Origin of the sequence: Methylobacterium sp. WL64, from assembly GCF_008039945.1 — a bacterium.
Lineage (GTDB): Bacteria > Pseudomonadota > Alphaproteobacteria > Rhizobiales > Beijerinckiaceae > Methylobacterium.
The window spans coordinates 22,709-39,730 of record NZ_VRVA01000046.1; the positions used below are offsets into that span (position 1 = coordinate 22,709).

Here is a 17,022-nt window from a genome sequence, read left to right on the forward strand (position 1 = left end):
CGCACCCGTCAGGCCAGCGGGTTGAGGCTGTCGTTGCGCGGTGGGATCGGGGCCCGCATGGTCAGGCTGAAGCCCTCCGGGTCGTAGTCGGTCTCGACCTCGGCCTGGACCTGGGTGATCAGCACCCGCTGCAGCAGGCGCGAACCGAAACCCTGGCGGCTCGGTGGCTGGACCGGCGGCCCGCCGGTCTCCCGCCAGTGGAACAGCAGGATCCCGGCCGGCCCCCCGGGCTCCAGGGTCCAGGTCACCGCGACCCGCCCGGTGCGGTTCGAGAGCGCCCCGTACTTGGCCGCGTTGGTGGTGAGCTCGTGGATCGCCATGCCGATCGGCACCGCGATCTCGGAGGGCAGGTCGATCGCCGGGCCTTCGAGGCTGATCCGCCCCTCGGCCCCGCCGTCGGGCGTCACCTCCGCGTAGGGCTTCAGCTCGCTGAGCAGCAGGTTCGTGAGCGAGGCGGTCTGCCAGGTATCCTCGGTGAGCACCGCATGGGTGTGGGCGAGCGATTTGATCCGCCCGACGAAGGCCTCGTAGAAGCTCTCGATGCTCGAGGCCGTGCGCGCCGTGGAGCCCACGATGGCCTGCACGGTGGCGAGCGTGTTCTTCACCCGGTGGTGCAACTCGCGGATCAGCAGGCTCTGGCGTTCCTCGGCGATCCGCCGGTCGGTCACGTCGGCGACCACGCCGATCAGGCGCCGCGGCAGGCGCTCGGGGGCGTCCCGCTCGAACCGGCCGGCCATGTCGATGGTGCGCCACGCCCCGTCGGATTTCCGCCGGATCCGGCCGCCGATCTGCAGGATCCCGTCCTTGCGCAGCGCCTTCGAGATCGCGTGCCGGACCCGAGCCCGGTCGTCCGGGTGGAGGATGTCGCTCAGGAACTCGTTCTTGCCGATGGTCCCATCCTCGGGCGCGTGCCCGAAGATCTCGTACATGTGCTCGTTCTCCCAGATCGCCTGGTCCTCGAGCATGTGCCACTCGAAGATGCCGAGCTTGGCGATCGTGGTCGCCACCCGCAGGCGCTGGTCGCGCGACAGGATCTCGTCCCGGGCCTCGACCCGGGTGGTGATGTCCTGGACGACGCCGACCATGCCGGACCAGGTCTCGAGCGCGTCGCGATCGGGACCCGCGCCAGATCCGTGAGGGGCCGCGCCGTCGCGTCCCGGCACGGCCTGCCCCCGCACCCGCAGGATCACGGTGCGCCCGGCCACGGTCACCGGCGTATCGAAATGGTAGGATTCACCGGCCCGGCACGCCTCCGAGACGGTGGCGCGCAGGCGCGCCAGCTCCGGATCGGACAGGCCACTCTTGAGTTCGTCCCACGGCACGGACCGCCCCGGCTGGCGCCCCAGGATCCGGGCGGCCCGGCGCGACAGGGTCAGCAGGCCTGTCGCCCGGTCCCAGCGCCATTCGCCGAGGCCGGCGGTCGCCAGCGCCTCGCGGTTCGCCTCGGAATGCGCGGCCGCGTCCGCGTCCGCGGCCTCGACCACGAGGGTCCGGCCGGAGCGCCGCACCCGCACGTCGATCGCGGTCCCGTCCGCCCGGCGCCAGCCCTGGATGCCGTCATCCAGACCCTCGGGCCCGTCCTCCGCGAGCAGATCCGCGGTGGCGCTGCCGGCCAGGCTGCCCGGCGGCCAGCCGAGCAGGTCATGCAGAACCCGGTTGGCCGCGTCGATCGCCGCCGCGTCCACTGAGAGCACGACGAGGCCGATCGCGGCATCGTCGAAGCCCGCGCGATACGGGTCGTCCGTCGCCGGGTCCTGCCCCACGCTCTCGCCCACTCGGAAAAACCCTCGAACGCGCCGCGGCGCGCTCCCGCACGAGATGCCCCCCTGCCGCGGTCCCGACCGCGAAGGCGCCGCAGGATGGCGTCCGAGCGTGGCCGTGGCAAGGCGTCCCGCTTCAGCTGCGGCGACCCGTCCGCTCAGCGCGGCCCGCGGGAGAACTCCAGATAGGTCGGGCGCCGCCCCGCCGCCAGCGCCTTCGCCTCGTAGCGGGTCCCGGGCCAGCCCGGGAACGGCCGGGTCCAGTCGCGCGCGTCCGATGCCGTCCAGGTCAGGACCGGGCAGCGGGCGGCCCGGACCAGGGTCCAGCCGGCGTAGTCGTCGATGTCGCTGGCGAAGCGGAACAGGCCGCCATCCTTCAGGACGCGGCCGATCTCCGCCAGGGAGGCGTCCGAGACGAAGCGGCGCTTGCGCTGGCGGCGCTTCGGCCAGGGATCGGGATAGAGCAGGTAGACCCGGTCCAGGCAGGCGTCCGGCAGGCCCGCCAGCAGGGCGGTGACGTCCTCGTCGCGGATGCGCACGTTGCGCAAGGACCGCGCCTCGATCGCGGCCAGCAGCTTGACCACGCCGTTGACGAACGGCTCCGCGCCGATGATCCCGATCCCGGGATGCGCCTCGGCCTGGGCGGCGAGGTGCTCGCCGCCGCCGAAGCCGATCTCGAGCCAGACCGCCTCCGGCGCGCCGCCGAGGGTCGGGAACAGCGTGCGCGGATCGAGCGGGCCGTCGTCCGCCGGGAGATCGACGCGGAGCGCCGGCAGAAGCTCGGCGAGGCGCCGCTCCTGCAGGCCGCGCAGGCGCTTGCCCTTGCGCCGCCCGAAGAAGGCGCGCTCCGGCTCGTCGGCCTCATGGCCGGGCCGTCCGTTGAGGTCAGACATCGATTACCAACGCGTCGTCCGCGCACCGGGCGGGGACGGGGTTCCAGGGGCTCACGACCCCGAAGCAGGGCTCTGCCCTGGACCCGCGAAAGGTCCAAGACCTTTCGAAACCGGGACTCACGAAAGCGCCAGCGCGCCGTCCCGGATGGAGGACGACGCGCTGGCGGGTGGTTCGGCGCTGGAGCGCGGGCTGCCTTACGACAGCGCCGACTTCAGCTTCTGAGCGAGGTCGGTGCGCTCCCAGGAGAAGCCGCCATCGGCCTCGGGGGCGCGGCCGAAATGGCCGTAGGCCGCGGTGCGGGCGTAGATCGGCTTGTTCAGGCCGAGCGCCGTGCGGATGCCGCGGGGCGACAGGTCCATGGCGTCCATCAGGACGGATTCGAGCTTGGCCTCGTCGACCTGGCCGGTGCCGTGCAGGTCGACGTAGATCGACAGCGGCTTGGAGACGCCGATCGCGTAGGCGAGCTGGATCGTGGCGCGCCGCGCCAGCCCGGCCGCGACCACGTTCTTGGCGAGGTAGCGGGCCGCGTAGGCCGCCGAGCGGTCGACCTTGGTCGGATCCTTGCCCGAGAAGGCGCCGCCGCCGTGCGGAGCCGCGCCGCCGTAGGTGTCGACGATGATCTTGCGGCCGGTGAGGCCGCAATCGCCGTCCGGGCCGCCAATCACGAACTTGCCGGTCGGGTTGACGTGCCAGACGGTGCCCTCGTTGACCCAGCCCTGCGGCAGGGCCGCCCGGATGTAGGGCTCGACGATGGCGCGCACGTCGGCCGAGTCCAGGGACTCGTCGAGATGCTGGGTGGAGAGCACGATCTGAGTCGCCTCGACCGGGCGGCCGTTCTCGTAGCGGACCGTGACCTGGCTCTTGGCGTCGGGCCCGAGCTTGGCGGCATCGCCCTCGCCCTTCTTGCGGGCGTCGGCGAGGTCCTTGAGGATCTTGTGGGCGTAGAACAGCGGCGCCGGCATCAGCTCCGGGGTCTCGTCGGCGGCGTAGCCGAACATGATGCCCTGGTCGCCCGCGCCCTCGTCCTTGTTGCCGGCCGCGTCGACGCCCTGGGCGATGTCGGCGGACTGGGCGTGGAGGTAGATCGCGACCTCGTTGTGCTTCCAGTGGAAGCCGTCCTGCTCGTAGCCGATGTCCTTCACGGCCTGGCGGGTCAGCTCCTCGAGGTTCTCGAAGGTCACCGAATCCGGGCCGCGCACCTCGCCCGCGATGACGACGCGGTTCGTGGTGGTCATGGTCTCGACCCCGAGCCGGGCCTCCGGCATCGCCGCGATGTAGGCGTCCACCACCGTATCGGAGATGCGGTCGCTGACCTTGTCGGGATGGCCCTCGGAGACCGACTCACTGGTGAACAGGTAGTTGGAACGCGGCATCTGGACGGATCCCGATCACGGGTACGCCGTCGCGATCGCGGCGTTCGACCCTTATGGGGTCGGGGTTCTCGCACCCGGTCGGAGGACGGTCAAGGCGGATCGCCGAACAGATCCGCTATAACGCACGAAACGGGTGAAAAAACGCCCGTCCGCGGCGCGCCTCAGCAATCAGCCGTTGAGCTTATTGTCCAGCGCGCGGATCGCGGCGGCGACGTCCCGGCGGGCTTCCTCGGTGAAATGCTCGGTGATGTGACGCCCGACGATCTCGGCCAGGCCCTGCAGGCCGCCGCCCTCGCTCAAGGGGGCCTGCTCCGGCTCCGCGAAGCCCGGCGCCGTGAAGTCGTCGTTCCGCGGCATGCCCTTGAAGAAGTAATCCATCGGCACCCCGGTCATCCGGGAGAAGATATCGAGATGGACGGCGCTGATCCGGTTGGTGCCCTTCTCGTACTTCTGCAACTGTGCTGCCGACATCCCGAAACTCTGCGCGACGCGGCGCTGCGTCAGCGACGCCTTCCGGCGCTGCTCGGCGATGCGTTGACCGACATACACGTCGCGCTGATCGGTTTTCTGACCCGCCATGTAGAACTTGCCTACCCCTGCCGCGAATTTCGGGCGGCGAAGCTTAACCGCATCGCGAGTCCGTGTCACCGGCGGGCCATCATCGCGGTAAACGTTTCCGCGCAGCGCCGGACACACGTCCGCGACCTGGATTCTGGTGTCCCCGGCAGGGCTCGAACCTGCGACCCCAGGTTTCATACCACTTCGGCTTTCGCCGCCGCGCCCCCGGAGAGCCGCGTTCGTGGCCTGGACTATCCCTTCACCGTGGGCCGGCGCTCGCGCCCGGCCGTTAGGTGCCGCCCGTCTAGTCTCTACACCTTCCCGCCGACGCGTTCGCGCCGGGCGGGCTTGGCTCGGGATCGGCAGGACGCCGGTGTCCCGGCGCCGGAAGCTTTCCCCGACTTTGAGCGGATCCGTCGCGTGGTTTCCCGGCGCGACGCCCAATTGTGACCGTTTAGGAAACCTGTGCTCTGTCCAGCTGAGCTACGGAGACGACCGCGATTTCCATAGCATCAACGTCCGGACAGGCCAACCGCGCGGTGCGTGCGCCGGCGTTCCGGGGCATGATCGATCCGGGAGCATGGTCGATCCGGGAGGCGGTCGATGATCCGGACGACGGCAGGGTGGCGGCTGTGCCGCGCGGCGGCGCTGGTGCTGGCGGCCTGCGGCCTTGCCGGGCCGGCCGGAGCCGCGGGCTCGGAATCCGGAGACTGCCGCCAGGGACCGGCCCGCTCCGAGACCCTCGACGGGATCGGGTTGCGGGGCGAGATCCGCCTCGGCTCCGGTGCCCGGGCGGTGCTCGATTCCCTGCGCTGGCCGGACGCCCCGGACGCCGCGGAGGCGGCGCGCGCCTGGCTGGACGCCCGGCGGGGGCTGCGCCTGATCGTGGTCCCGCGCGGGCCGCCCGACCGCTGGGGCCGGGAGCGGGCCGACATCCAGGTCGCGGATGGCCAAGTCGCGGATGGCGACATCGATCTCGCGGGCGGCCTGATCGGTGCCGGGCTCGCCGTCGCGGACGCGAACGAGCGCGACGGCCTGTGCCGCCCGGCCCTGCGCGCGGTGGAGGCCGGGGCCCGGGACAGCAAGCGCGGCTTGTGGCGCGACCCGGTCCTGCAAGCCGCGGACGGCCCGGCGCTCCGGGCGCTGGCCGGGCGCTTCGCCGTGGTGGAGGGCCAGATCGGCCATGTCGGCGAGCGCAGCGCCCGCACCTATCTCGACTTCGTGGCCCGCGGCGCGGACGGCCTCACGGTCATGGTACCGAAACGCACTTGGCGAATGATGCGTGCCCGTGGTTTGAGTGCGGCATCGCTCGAAGGCCGGCGCGTGCGGGTCCGCGGCATCCTGGAGGTCTGGCGCGGCCCGACCCTGGAGGCTACCGCCGACGCCATCGAGGTTCTGGGCGAACCGGACCGGCGCGAGGCCGAGCCGGTGGGGGAACGGGAGCTGCGGCGCTGATCGCGATGGGCGGGATCACGGAGCGATTTCGGGTGGCGGGGCAGCGCCTGCGCGGCGTTGTGACGGCCTGTGCCGGCTTGGCGACGGCGTGCGCCGGGGTGGCGGTGCTGGCCGCCCTCGGCGCCTGCGTGGCCGACCAGGCCGCCGGCCCGGTGGTGCCGGCCGTAGTCCGGGTGCCCGCCGAGGCCCCGCGCACCACCGGGCGCGAGCGCGCCGCCGACGCGGATCACCTCAAGCTCGTGGCCTCGTTCGGAGGCGAGGTGCGCGCACCCAACGTGATGCGGATGCTCACCGAGGTCACGGACCGTCTCGTGAAGGCGAGCGAGCGGCCGGACCAGACCTACGCGGTGACGCTGCTCGATTCGCCCGTGGTCAACGCCTTCGCGCTGCCGAACGGGCGGCTCTACGTCACCCGCGGGCTGGTGGCGCTGGCGAGCGACACCTCCGAGGCGGCGGCCGTGCTGGCCCACGAGATGGCGCACGTGACCCTCAACCACGCGACCGCCCGGAGCGAGTTGGAGCTGCGCTCGGCGCTGGTCAGCCGGGTGGTGGCCGACGTCCTGAACGATCCCGATACCGGCGCGCAGCTGCAGCACCAGTCCCGCTTCGCGCTCGCCCGCTTCTCCCGCGAGCAGGAACTGGAGGCGGACGCCACCGGGGTGCGCACGCTGGCCAAGGCCGGCTACGATCCGTTCGCGGCCGGCCGCTTCCTCACCGCGCTCAACCGCTCCACCGCCCTGAAGGCCGGCGCCGGCCCCGGGGGCGAACCCGACATGCTGGCGACCCACCCGGGCACCGCCGAGCGCATCGCCCAGGTCACCCGGGCGGCGCGCCGGATCGGGGCCCCGGGGATCGGGGCCGACGACCGCGCAGCCTACCTCGCCGCCCTGGACGGGCTTCCGTACGGCGACAACCCGCGCGATGGCGCGGTGCGCGGCCACCGCTTCGTCCATCCGGGGCTCGGCATCGCATTCGACGTGCCGGCGGGGTTCGTCCTGGAGAACACCCGCTCGGCGGTGCTCGGCACGACGCCGGACGGCAACCGGCGCCTGCTGTTCGACCAGATCGAGGCGAAGGACGGCCAGGCCCTCGACGCGGCCCTGAAGGGCAGCTGGAACGACGCGCTCGACCCGGCCGGGTTCGAGACCCGCGAGGTCGGCGGCCACCCGGCGGCCCTGGCGCTGTCGCGGGGCAAGGACTGGACCTTCCGGCTGGCGGCGATCCGGATCGGCGACACCACCGTCCGGATGATCATGGCCGCCAAGGGCGCCACCGACCCGGATCCCGCCTTCCGGCCCTGGATCGCCAGCCTCGCGGCGGTCCCCCCCGAGGAGGCGGTGCTGCGTCCCCTGCGGCTGCAGGTGGTCCAGGCCGGCTCGACCAGCGCGGAGGAGCTCGCCCGCCGCATGGCGGTGCCGGACCGGCCGCTCGACCGGTTCCTGGTCCTCAACGGCCTGGAGCGCGGCGCCGCCCTGGTGCCCGGCCGGAGCTACAAGATCGTGGCGGAATAGCCGCCCCGCATCGCCGCAGCTTGCGCCGGCCCCGCTCCCGGACGACCGTCGCGCGTCCGTCGCGCCGGATCGGGTATCCCGAAGGGGCGAGCGGCGGTTTTGGTTGGCATCGCCGTGTTCCGAGGGCCGCCGACGGCCGTTCGGGACGCTGCGTCAGGGAGAGCGCCGTGATTCGATTCTTCTACAATCTCAGCCCCAACCCGATGAAGGTCGCCCTCTGCCTGGAGGAGCTGGGCCTGCCCTACGAGCCGGTGCCGGTGGATACGCGCAAGGGCGAGCAGTTCGAACCCGCCTACGCGGCGCTCAACCCGAACGGCAAGGTGCCGACCATCGTCGACGGCGACGTGACGGTGTTCGATTCGAACGCGATCCTGCTCTATCTCTCGGGCAAGACCGGGCGGTTCCTGCCCGAGGGCGAGCCGGATGGGGGCGAGATGCTGTCCTGGCTGATGTTCGTGGCCACCGGCATCGGGCCGTTCTCCGGCCAGTGCGTCCACTTCCGCCACTTCGCCCCCGATGGCGGCGCCTACGCCACCGAGCGCTACGCCTTCGAGGCGCGCCGCCACTGGGAGATCCTGAACCAGCGCCTCGCGGACCGCACCTACGTGCTGGGCGAAACCTACACGATCGTCGACATGGCGGTGTGGGGCTGGGCCCGCATGGTGCCGTTCGTGCTGGGCGACGACGCCTTCGCGGGCCTGCCCCACGTCAAGCGGCACCTCGACGCGATCAGCGCCCGCCCGGCCGCCGTGGCCGCACAGGGGCTGAAGGACAGGCACACCTTCAAGGCCGAGATGGACGACACGGCGCGCGGCTTCATGTTCCGCGCGACCCGGAGTGCCGCGTAACAGCGCCCGGATCAGGGGCCCGCGAGGGTCACGGAGACCATCGGCAGGGTGACGGCGAAGCCGTCGCCCGGCATCGGCGTGGTGCCGAGCGTCAGGCAGGCGGCGAGGCCGAGACAGAGGGCGAGACCGAGCAGCGAGGTCTCGAAGCCGCGATAGACCGATTCCATGGGAGGTCTCCTTCGCAAGAGACCGGCAGGATGCGCCCGACGGGTAAACGGATCGGTGCGCTGGCGCTCATCGACCGCGTGACGATCACCAGCCCGAGGCGACCAGGGCAGCCCCGGCGGCGATCAGCCCGACCCCGGCCCAGGCCGCGAGGCTCAGGGTCTCGCCCAGCAGGCTGGCGCCCAGGATCGCGACCAGCACAACGCTGAGCTTGTCCAGCGGCGCGACCCGGGCGGCATCGCCCAGCGACAGCGCCCGAAAGTAGCACAGCCACGACGCCCCGGTGGCGAGCCCCGATAGGACCAGGAAGACCAGGCTGCGGCCGGAGATCTGCACGAGCCCCCCGGTCTGGCCGGAGCCGACCACGATCGCGCCCGCGAAGGCGACGATCACCAAGGTGCGCACGAAGGTCGCGACATCCGACTGCACGCCCGCGACCCCGACCTTGGCGAGGATCGCGGTCAGCGCCGCGAATCCGGCGGCGGCAAGGGCCCAGAAGCGCCAGGATTGCAGAAGATGGTTCATGGGGTCCTCGCGCGCAGTCGGGCCTAGAGATCCTCGGGCTATCCGAAGGACGCGACCACGGTCTCGATCGGTAGGAACAGGGTGCGGCTGTCCTCGGGATAGGCGACGAACTCCGCGCAGCGCAGATAGAAGCGCTTGGCCGCCTCGTCCTTGGCGTGAACCATCAGGGCGCCGATCCCGATGCTGCGCGAGGCCAGCGCGATCCGCCGCAGCGCGTCGGCCAGCAGATCGGTGCCGAGCTCCCGACCGGCATGATCACGGCTGACGGCAAGCCGGCCGATCACCGAGACCGGAACCACATCCGGCGCGTTTCGGCGAAGCCTGCCCGGAGCGGCCACGCGTTCCACGGAGCCCGCAGCGATGCCGACATAGGCCACGACCTGTTTGCCCCGACAGACGACGTAGGTGCGGGAGAACCGACTCTCGTTCTTCAAGGCCCGATGGCGCAGCCAGTCGTTCAACGCGGGCTCGCCGCAATCGAAGCCCGACACGTCGTGCCCTGTCGCCAGAGGCTCGGGCGGCGACAAGATCGGCTCGGCACCCTTCGGCGTGCCCGTCACCTCCGCCAGACCGGAACGCGCCGCATCAGCGCCGTCAGCTTCGGACCCGGGGGCGGTGGCTGGTCGAGCGCGTGCAAGAAGGCGTCGTGGCCCGCGGGTTCGAGCGCGTACAGCCGCCGGTCCAGCAGGACGTCGACTGCCTGTCGCCGGGCGCTCTCGACCATGAACTCCGTGCGCGTCTTGCCCAGGATCGCCGCCGCATCATCGATGAGTTGGCGGGTCCCGGCCTCGATCCGCAGATTGATGCTGCCCTTGGTCTCACGCGAAGCCGCAGCCATTGGCAGAGCATCGGAGGTTTCGGCGATGGTCGCGCGGACTTTCGACATACGCGAAAGGTGCGAGCGCGCACCTACGTTGTCAATACGACGTAAACGTCGGGCACCGCGGACGGTCGCCTCGGTGACGCTCGGAATGCCAAGAGGTACCGCAAAGCTGCAGGCATAGAAAAGGCCGGCCGCGCAGCGTATGCGGCCGGCCTCCTGGTTAAAAAAGCAGCCGATGTTTCACGGGAAACATCGGCTGTCCCCAGTCACAGCAGCTTGTCGATCGTGATCGGCAGGTCGCGCACGCGCTTGCCGGTGGCGTGGAACACCGCGTTGGTGATCGCCGCCGCGGTGCCGACGATGCCGATCTCCCCCAGCCCCTTCACGCCGAGCGGGTTAGCCTTGTCCTCCTCGTCCACGAAGATCACGTCGATATCCTGGATGTCGGCGTGGACCGGCACGTGATACTCGCCGAGATTGTGGTTCATGAACCGGCCGAGGCGGTGGTCGAGCATCGACTCCTCCTCGAGGGCCGAGCCGATCCCCATCACCACGCCGCCCAGGATCTGGCTGCGCGCGGTCTTGGGGTTGAGGATCTTGCCGGCCGCAATCGCCGACACCACCCGGGTGAGCCGGATCTGGCCCAGCTCCTCGTCGACCTTGACCTCCACGAAGATCGCCGAGTGGGTGTAGGCCTGGTAGGTGTCGTTGAAGTCCTTGTCGGGGCCCGCCTCCTCGACCGCCTCGACCTTGTCGATGCCGGCGGCCCGCATCACGTCGACCATCGAGACGCTGCGGCCGGGATCGCCCGCCACCGAGATGCGGCCGTCCGAGAACACGGCGCGGTCGAAGTCGACATTGGCGAGCGGCGAGTTCTCCAGCCCGCGGGCCAGCTTGAACACCTGCTCGCCGACGTTGCGGCAGGCCTTCATCACGGCGGTGCCGGAGGAGGCCGCCGTCCAGGAGCCGCCAGCGAGCGGCGCCTCGGGCAGGCGCGTGTCGCCGAGCTTGGTGGTGACCGATTCCATGGGCAGGCCCAGGGTGTCGGCGGCGATCTGGGTCAGGATCGTGTAGGTGCCGGTGCCGATGTCGCCGGTGGAGTTGCCCACCGTCAGCCGGCCGTCGGCGGTCAGGGTCGCGATGGCGTTCGACTGCATCATCATCGATTCCCAGACGCCCGTGGCGACGCCCCAGCCGACGAGTTCGCGGCCCTCGCGCATGGAGCGCGGCTCCGGGCTGCGCCTGGACCAGCCGAAGCGCTCGGCGCCTTGCGTGAAGCAGGCCTTCAGCTCCTTCGAGCCGAACGGCTTGCCCTCGGCGGTGGCGTCCGAGACCGCGTAGTTCTTCAACCGCAACGCGATCGGGTCCATCCCGGTCGCGTAGGCGAGCTCGTCCATGGCGGTCTCGATGGCGAAGACGCCCGTGACGGCGCCGGGCGCGCGCATGTCACCCGGGGTGGCAGTGTCGAGCTTCGCGATCCGATAGGTCAGGGCGACGTTATCGCAGCGGTAGAGCACGCCCGACCAGTTGACGACGACCTCCTGGTAATCCTCGAAGTGCGACGTGCCCTGCACGGCATCGTGCCGGAGCGCCGTCAGGGTGCCGTCGCGCTCGGCGCCGAGGGAGACGGTCTGCAGCGCCTCGCTCCGGTAGGTGAAGGACCACATCTGGTCGCGGGTCAGGGTCACCCGGACAGAGCGCTTCAACTCCTGGGCGGCCAGCATCGCCAGGAAGGCCTGGTATTGCGGGCGCAGGCCCGAGCCGAAGCCGCCGCCAAGATAGGGGTTGAGCACCCGGACCTGATCGGGCTTCAGGCCGAACACGTTGGCGAGATACTGGTGGCTGTTCGAGACGCCCTGGATCTTGTCGTAGACCGTGTAGGTCCCGTCCTCCTCGACCACCACCGTGGTGGCGTGCGGCTCCATCGGGTTGTGGTGCTCGTTGGCGAGCGTGTAGCCGCCCTGCACGCGGATCGGCGCGCGGCCGAACGCCTGGTCGGCATCGCCCCACGGCTCCGGCGGCGGCTTGATGCCCTCGCGCTTGTAGGGCGGCTCGTAGGCGTCGCCGCGCGCGGCCGTGATGTCGGTGACGGGCTCCTGGGCCTCGTAGCGGACCTGGATCAGCGAGGCCGCGTAGCGGGCGGTCTCGAAATCCTCGGCCACCACCAGGGCGACCGGCTGCCCGCTGAACACGATCAGGTCGTCGTAGAGGGCGCGGAACGGCGAGCCGGGGGGCGCCACCGCATCCTGGAAGTTCTTGTCGCGCCAGGCGGTGCGCGGCCGGTTCTCGTGGGTGATCACCTTGAGGACGCCCGGCACCGCCTCGGCCTCGGCGGAGTCGATCGCCACGATCCGGCCCTTGGCGATGGCGCTCGACACGACCGTGCCGTAGGCGAGGTCCGGGGCGGCGAACTCGCCGGCGTATTTGGCGAGGCCGGTGACCTTGGCGGGTCCGTCGATGCGGCTGCGCGGGCTGCCGACGAAGGTGTCGCGGCCGGTGGAGCTGAAGGTCTGGGTCATCTGCGGGTGCCTACTGGATGCGCTTGTCGCTGAGCGACTGGGGCGTGCCGGCAGCGGCCTGTTCGAGGCCGCGCACGATGGCCCGCCGGGCGAGTTCGATCTTGAAGCCGTTGGCCGATTGCGGCTTGGCCTCGGAGACGATGAGGTCGGCCGCCTGCTGGAAGCTCTCGCGGGTGGCGGGTTTGCCCTCGAGCAGGGCCTCGGCCTCGCGGTTGCGCCAAGGCTTGTGGGCGACGCCGCCGAGCGCCAGCCGGGCGGTCTTGACCGTGTCGCCGTCGAGTTCGACGCCCGCCGCCACGGAGACCAGCGCGAAGGCGTAGGACAGCCGGTCGCGCAGCTTCAGGTAGGTGTAGTGCTGCGGGAACTTGCTGGCGGGCAGGTCGACCGAGACGACGATCTCGCCGGGGGTGAGGTTGGTGTCGATCTCCGGGCTATCGCCGGGCAGCCGGTGGAAGTCCGCGAACGGGATCGTACGCTCGCCCTGCGGCCCGCTGACCCGGACCGTCGCCTCGAGCGCCGCGAGGGCGACGCACATGTCGGACGGGTGGGTGGCGATGCAGGATTCGCTGGCCCCGAAGATCGCGTGGATGCGGTTGACGCCGCCGATCGCCGGGCAGCCGGAGCCGGGCTCGCGCTTGTTGCAGGGCGTGGCCGTGTCGTAAAAATAGTAGCAGCGGGTCCGCTGCAGCAGGTTGCCGCCCGTGGAGGCGGCGTTGCGCAGCTGCGCCGAGGCGCCGGCCAGGATGGCGTTGCGCAGCAGCGGATACTGCGCCGTGACCCGCTCGTCGTAGGCCACCTTGGCGTTGGTGGCGAGCGCGCCGAGCCGCAGGCCGTTTTCGTGGGCCTCGATGGCGTCCAGCGGCAGCCGGGTGATGTCGATCAGCCGGCCCGGCTTCTCGACGTCGTACTTCATCAGGTCGATCAGGTTGGTGCCGCCCGCGATGAACCGCGCGCCCGCCCCGTAGGCCTGGACCGCCTCCGCCACCGTGCCGGCGCGGACATAATCGAAGCGGTTCATCGGCCGGCTCCCTGCATCACGTCCTCGATGGCGTCGACGATGTTGGTGTAGGCGCCGCAGCGGCAGAGATTGCCGCTCATCGCCTCGCGGATTTCCTCACGCGACGTCGCATGGCCCTCGTTCATCATCCCGACCGAGGAGCAAAGCTGGCCGGGGGTGCAGTAGCCGCACTGGAAGGCGTCGTGCTCGATGAACGCCTCCTGGATCGGGTGCAGCGCGTTGCTGCCGCCGCGGTCGCCGAGCCCGGCGAGACCCTCGACCGTGGTGATCTCGGCGCCGTCCTTCATCACCGCCAGCGTCAGGCAGGCATTCACCCGGGTGCCGTTGACCAGCACCGTGCAGGCGCCGCACTGGCCATGGTCGCAGCCCTTCTTGGTGCCGGTGAGGTCGAGTTTCTCGCGCAGCAGATCGAGAAGGGTGGTCCAGGGCGCGACCTGGAGTTCCCGGCGCTGCCCGTTGATCGTCAGGGTGATGTCGAGGCCGGTATCGGCCCGCACCGGCGGACTGTGTTCGAGAAGCATGCTGTCGTCCACGATCTGGGCCGGCCGCGGGGCCGGGCGGGAAACGGATCGGTCAGGGCGGCAACGGGCGGCGGCGGGCAAGTGCTGCCAGGATGCCGCCAGAATGCCGAGTCGCCGGTCCTGTCGATAACCATTCCAATCTGCTCCCGTTCCGCCGACGAACGGTCTCAGTCTCGGGCGATCCAGGCGTTGCGGCGCCCGCCTCGCCTCGGGTAACCCTCGACGGGCAGAGTCCCCGCCGCACCCCGGAGCCCCCGATGGCCGCGCTCGACGCGATCCTCAACGACATCGACACGGACCTGGAGAACGCCCTCGAGCGGCTGTTCGCCTTCCTGCGCATCCCGTCGATCTCGACCGACCCCGCCTATGCCGGCGATTGCCGCGCCGCCGCCGCGTGGCTCGCCCAGGACCTCACGGCGCTCGGCTTCGAGACCTCCGTGGAGGACACCTCGCTGCACCCGGTGGTGCTCGCGACCAAGCCGAAGCCCGGTGCGCCGCACGTGCTGTTCTACGGCCATTACGACGTGCAGCCGGTCGATCCGCTCGACCTGTGGAAGACGCCGCCCTTCGAGCCGCACATCGCGAACGACGGCCAGGGCGGTAAGAAGATCGTCGGGCGCGGCGCCTCCGACGACAAGGGTCAGGTCATGACCTTCGTGGAGGCGTGCCGGGCCTACATCGCCATGAGCGGCGAGCTGCCCTGCGGCGTCACGATCCTGATCGAGGGGGCGGAAGAAAGCGGCTCGCAAGGGCTTCCCGAATGGGTCGCTCAGAATCGCGAGAAGCTCGGCTGCGACGTGGTGCTGGTCTGCGACACCGGCATGTGGGACCGGTCCACGCCGGCGATCACCTCGTCGCTCCGCGGGCTCGCGTATTTCGAGGTGAAGGTCACCTGCGCCGACCGCGACCTGCATTCGGGCTTCTTCGGCGGGGCCGCGCGCAACCCGATCCACGTGCTCGCCAAGATCATCGCGGACCTGCACGATTCCGATGGGCGGGTGACGATCCCGGGCTTCTACGACGGCGTGCACGAGCGGCCGCCCGAGGTGCTGGAGCAGTGGCGCGGCCTCGGCCTGACGCCCGAGGCCCTGCTCGGGCCGATCGGCCTGAAGGAGCCGGCCGGGGAGCGCGGGCGGATGCCGATTGAGCTGGTGCAGTCGCGCCCGTCCTGCGACGCCAACGGCATCATCGGCGGTTATACCGGCGAGGGCACCAAGACCGTGATCGCCTCGACCGCCTCGGCCAAGATCTCGTTCCGCCTCGTGGACGACCAGGATCCGAAGGTTCTGGCCGAACGGTTCGAGGCCTTCGTGCGTGCGCGGGTGCCGGCGGACTGCACGGTCCAGGTCATCACCTACAAGGGCTCGCGGGCGATCAGCCTGCCCTTCGACATGCCGCAGCTCGGGGCCGCCAAGGCGGCGCTGGCCGAGGAATGGGGCGTGCCGGCCGTGACCGTGGGGGCCGGCGGCTCGATCCCGATCGTCGGCGACTTCAAGCGGCTGCTCGATCGCGACACGCTGCTGATCGGCTTCGGCCTGGACGACGACCGGATCCACTCGCCCAACGAGAAGTACGACCTGACGAGCTTCCACAAGGGCACGCGCTCCTGGGCGCGGATCCTCGCGGCGCTCGCTCAGGGCTGAGCACGGGGGCCGGGCGCCTGCATCTTGGCGTCGATCCAGGCCCACAGGGCCCGGATCTCCTCGGCGGCGGGGCTCGCGGGGGCGTATTCCGTGACGCCGAGCCCGGTCGCCAGGGCGTCCTGATGGTCGACCCGGTGGATGATGCCGGGCTCGGCCAGCACGCCCAGCGCCCGCAACTGCGCGGCATAGGCGCTGGTGCGGGGCGAGGGCGGCGGCGGGCACTGGTTCAGCACCAGGGCGAACCGGCCGCGCAGGCCGAGCGCCATCAGGGCCTGGAGCGTCGGGCGCGCGGCCACGATGTCGAGGCGCGAGGGCCGCACCGGCATCAGCACGAAATCCGCGCCCTTCATTCAGGGCCGGCGCCAGTCCGGCCGCGCTGCCGGCGGTGTCGAGGACCACGAGGGTGGTGCCCTGCTGGGCGAGGATGTCCAGGATCTCCGGGAGCTGGGCGATCTCCCAGGGCTGGATCCGGTCGACCGCGACGGCGTCGCTGTCGCGCAGCGCTCCCCAGCCGGCCAGCGAGCCCTGCGGATCGAGATCGAGGGCGGTCACGCGCTCGCCCGCCTGCGCCGCCGCGACGGCCAGAGAGGCCGCCAGCGTGGTCTTGCCGGTGCCGCCCTTCTGCACCGCCACCGCGAGGATGCGCGGCTGGGCGCTCCGGCGCGGTGCGGTCTCCGATCCCTGTAGGGAGCCTGGGGAATCGATGACTGTCGGATCCATTCCCGGGGGGTCCATTCCTTGGGGATCCATTCCTTGGGGATCCATGCGTCTCCTGCCTGTCGATCTCGGGCCCGGTCCCCGCGACGATCGTCGCAGCGCCGGACGATGGCCGTCCCGACCCGTGTTGCGCGTGAGGCCCCGTCGCGCGGGCCCGGCCCGGCAGGGCACCGCCGCAGCGGCGACCGTACTCCAGCTATCCAGCTATCATGACGTTGAGATCATGAACACCGGAGGTCCGCGGGCGGCTCATCCGGAACAAACCAGAACCCTCGGCAGCAGAGCCGAGTTTTCTACGGCTGAACGCAGCCTACGGACTCACTCTGATCTGCGACTACACCGCGTTTCTGACGATATAGTACGCAGAATCTTGGGCAGCGCATGACGGCTTCAGTGCGGTTCATAGCGTAACTGCCGTAGAAGTGTCAATAATTTTATTGATGATCAAGCAAGACACTAAAATCGACTGAAAACAGAAGGTCTCTAGCAAGAACAGCGCCGATACCGAAGAGATCGACGAACACGAAATAGTTCCGGCATCATCGGCGCCCGGTCTGCGGGACGAAGTCCAGTACGGCCCCCGCTCCAGCCGCGCCGTCGGCTCCGGATGCCCGCCGGGCCGGGCCCCGGGCGGGATCGCCCGCCCGTCGCGGCGCGTTGGGCCGGTATGCCCGGTCCCGCGGGCCGCGAGG

15 protein-coding genes and 1 pseudogene are annotated in these 17,022 nt (G+C 70.8%); 4 read left to right on the plus strand and 12 right to left on the minus strand.

What is annotated here, in order from left to right:
* Nucleotides 1–8: 8 nt before the first annotated feature.
* The 4 genes from FV242_RS18615 to FV242_RS18630 form a co-directional block, all read right to left on the minus strand.
* Complete coding sequence (locus FV242_RS18615; protein WP_147939941.1) at nucleotides 9–1,775, minus strand: sensor histidine kinase; 1,767 nt, start codon at nucleotides 1,773–1,775, stop codon at nucleotides 9–11.
* Nucleotides 1,776–1,918: 143 nt separating this feature from the next.
* Entirely contained in the window at nucleotides 1,919–2,653 is a 735-nt protein-coding gene (locus tag FV242_RS18620; RefSeq protein WP_147939942.1) for a tRNA (guanosine(46)-N(7))-methyltransferase TrmB, read from the minus strand.
* Nucleotides 2,654–2,848: 195 nt separating this feature from the next.
* Nucleotides 2,849–4,027, minus strand: coding sequence for a methionine adenosyltransferase (metK, locus tag FV242_RS18625; RefSeq protein ID WP_147909404.1), 1,179 nt, complete (start codon nucleotides 4,025–4,027; stop codon nucleotides 2,849–2,851).
* 168 nt (nucleotides 4,028–4,195) lie between these two features.
* Nucleotides 4,196–4,606, minus strand: coding sequence for a helix-turn-helix domain-containing protein (locus FV242_RS18630; RefSeq protein ID WP_147909408.1), 411 nt, complete (start codon nucleotides 4,604–4,606; stop codon nucleotides 4,196–4,198).
* A gap of 582 nt (nucleotides 4,607–5,188) precedes the next feature.
* Here FV242_RS18630 and FV242_RS18635 point away from each other — a divergent pair.
* From FV242_RS18635 to FV242_RS18645, 3 genes are all read left to right on the plus strand, one after another.
* A complete protein-coding gene (locus FV242_RS18635; protein WP_147939943.1) occupies nucleotides 5,189–6,040 on the plus strand; it encodes a pentapeptide repeat-containing protein in 852 nt (283 codons plus the stop codon).
* Between the two features lie 5 nt (nucleotides 6,041–6,045).
* The gene (locus FV242_RS18640) at nucleotides 6,046–7,551 is read left to right on the plus strand and encodes a M48 family metalloprotease (protein ID WP_147939944.1); all 1,506 of its coding nucleotides are present in this window, start codon (nucleotides 6,046–6,048) and stop codon (nucleotides 7,549–7,551) included.
* A 167-nt stretch (nucleotides 7,552–7,718) separates the two neighbouring features.
* A complete protein-coding gene (locus FV242_RS18645) occupies nucleotides 7,719–8,399 on the plus strand; it encodes a glutathione S-transferase family protein (RefSeq protein WP_147939945.1) in 681 nt (226 codons plus the stop codon).
* An 11-nt stretch (nucleotides 8,400–8,410) separates the two neighbouring features.
* On the opposite strand, the gene FV242_RS34670 is transcribed toward FV242_RS18645, so the two are convergent.
* The 7 genes from FV242_RS34670 to FV242_RS18675 all read right to left on the minus strand — a co-directional run bounded on the left by FV242_RS34670 (nucleotide 8,411) and on the right by FV242_RS18675 (nucleotide 13,970).
* Nucleotides 8,411–8,566: a hypothetical protein gene (locus FV242_RS34670; RefSeq protein ID WP_187193465.1), complete on the minus strand. Its 156-nt coding sequence runs from the start codon at nucleotides 8,564–8,566 to the stop codon at nucleotides 8,411–8,413.
* 85 nt (nucleotides 8,567–8,651) lie between these two features.
* A complete protein-coding gene (locus tag FV242_RS18650; RefSeq protein WP_147939946.1) occupies nucleotides 8,652–9,089 on the minus strand; it encodes an EamA family transporter in 438 nt (145 codons plus the stop codon).
* Between the two features lie 38 nt (nucleotides 9,090–9,127).
* Nucleotides 9,128–9,658: a GNAT family N-acetyltransferase gene (locus FV242_RS18655; protein ID WP_147939947.1), complete on the minus strand. Its 531-nt coding sequence runs from the start codon at nucleotides 9,656–9,658 to the stop codon at nucleotides 9,128–9,130.
* Complete coding sequence (locus tag FV242_RS18660) at nucleotides 9,646–9,975, minus strand: DUF1778 domain-containing protein (protein WP_147939948.1); 330 nt, start codon at nucleotides 9,973–9,975, stop codon at nucleotides 9,646–9,648. The genes FV242_RS18655 and FV242_RS18660 overlap by 13 nt, the downstream gene beginning before the upstream one ends.
* A gap of 203 nt (nucleotides 9,976–10,178) precedes the next feature.
* Complete coding sequence (locus FV242_RS18665) at nucleotides 10,179–12,431, minus strand: xanthine dehydrogenase family protein molybdopterin-binding subunit (protein WP_147939949.1); 2,253 nt, start codon at nucleotides 12,429–12,431, stop codon at nucleotides 10,179–10,181.
* A 10-nt stretch (nucleotides 12,432–12,441) separates the two neighbouring features.
* Complete coding sequence (locus FV242_RS18670; RefSeq protein WP_147939950.1) at nucleotides 12,442–13,449, minus strand: xanthine dehydrogenase family protein subunit M; 1,008 nt, start codon at nucleotides 13,447–13,449, stop codon at nucleotides 12,442–12,444.
* Nucleotides 13,446–13,970: a (2Fe-2S)-binding protein gene (locus FV242_RS18675; RefSeq protein WP_147910571.1), complete on the minus strand. Its 525-nt coding sequence runs from the start codon at nucleotides 13,968–13,970 to the stop codon at nucleotides 13,446–13,448. Before FV242_RS18675 ends, FV242_RS18670 begins: the two co-directional genes overlap by 4 nt.
* Before the next feature lie 257 nt (nucleotides 13,971–14,227).
* Between FV242_RS18675 and FV242_RS18680 the strand changes: the two genes are divergently transcribed.
* Complete coding sequence (locus tag FV242_RS18680; RefSeq protein ID WP_147939951.1) at nucleotides 14,228–15,613, plus strand: M20/M25/M40 family metallo-hydrolase; 1,386 nt, start codon at nucleotides 14,228–14,230, stop codon at nucleotides 15,611–15,613.
* On the opposite strand, the pseudogene FV242_RS18685 reads toward FV242_RS18680, so the two are convergent.
* A pseudogene (locus FV242_RS18685) lies at nucleotides 15,604–16,333 on the minus strand (AAA family ATPase). The gene FV242_RS18680 and the pseudogene FV242_RS18685 overlap by 10 nt on opposite strands.
* Between the last annotated feature and the right edge of the window lie 689 nt (nucleotides 16,334–17,022).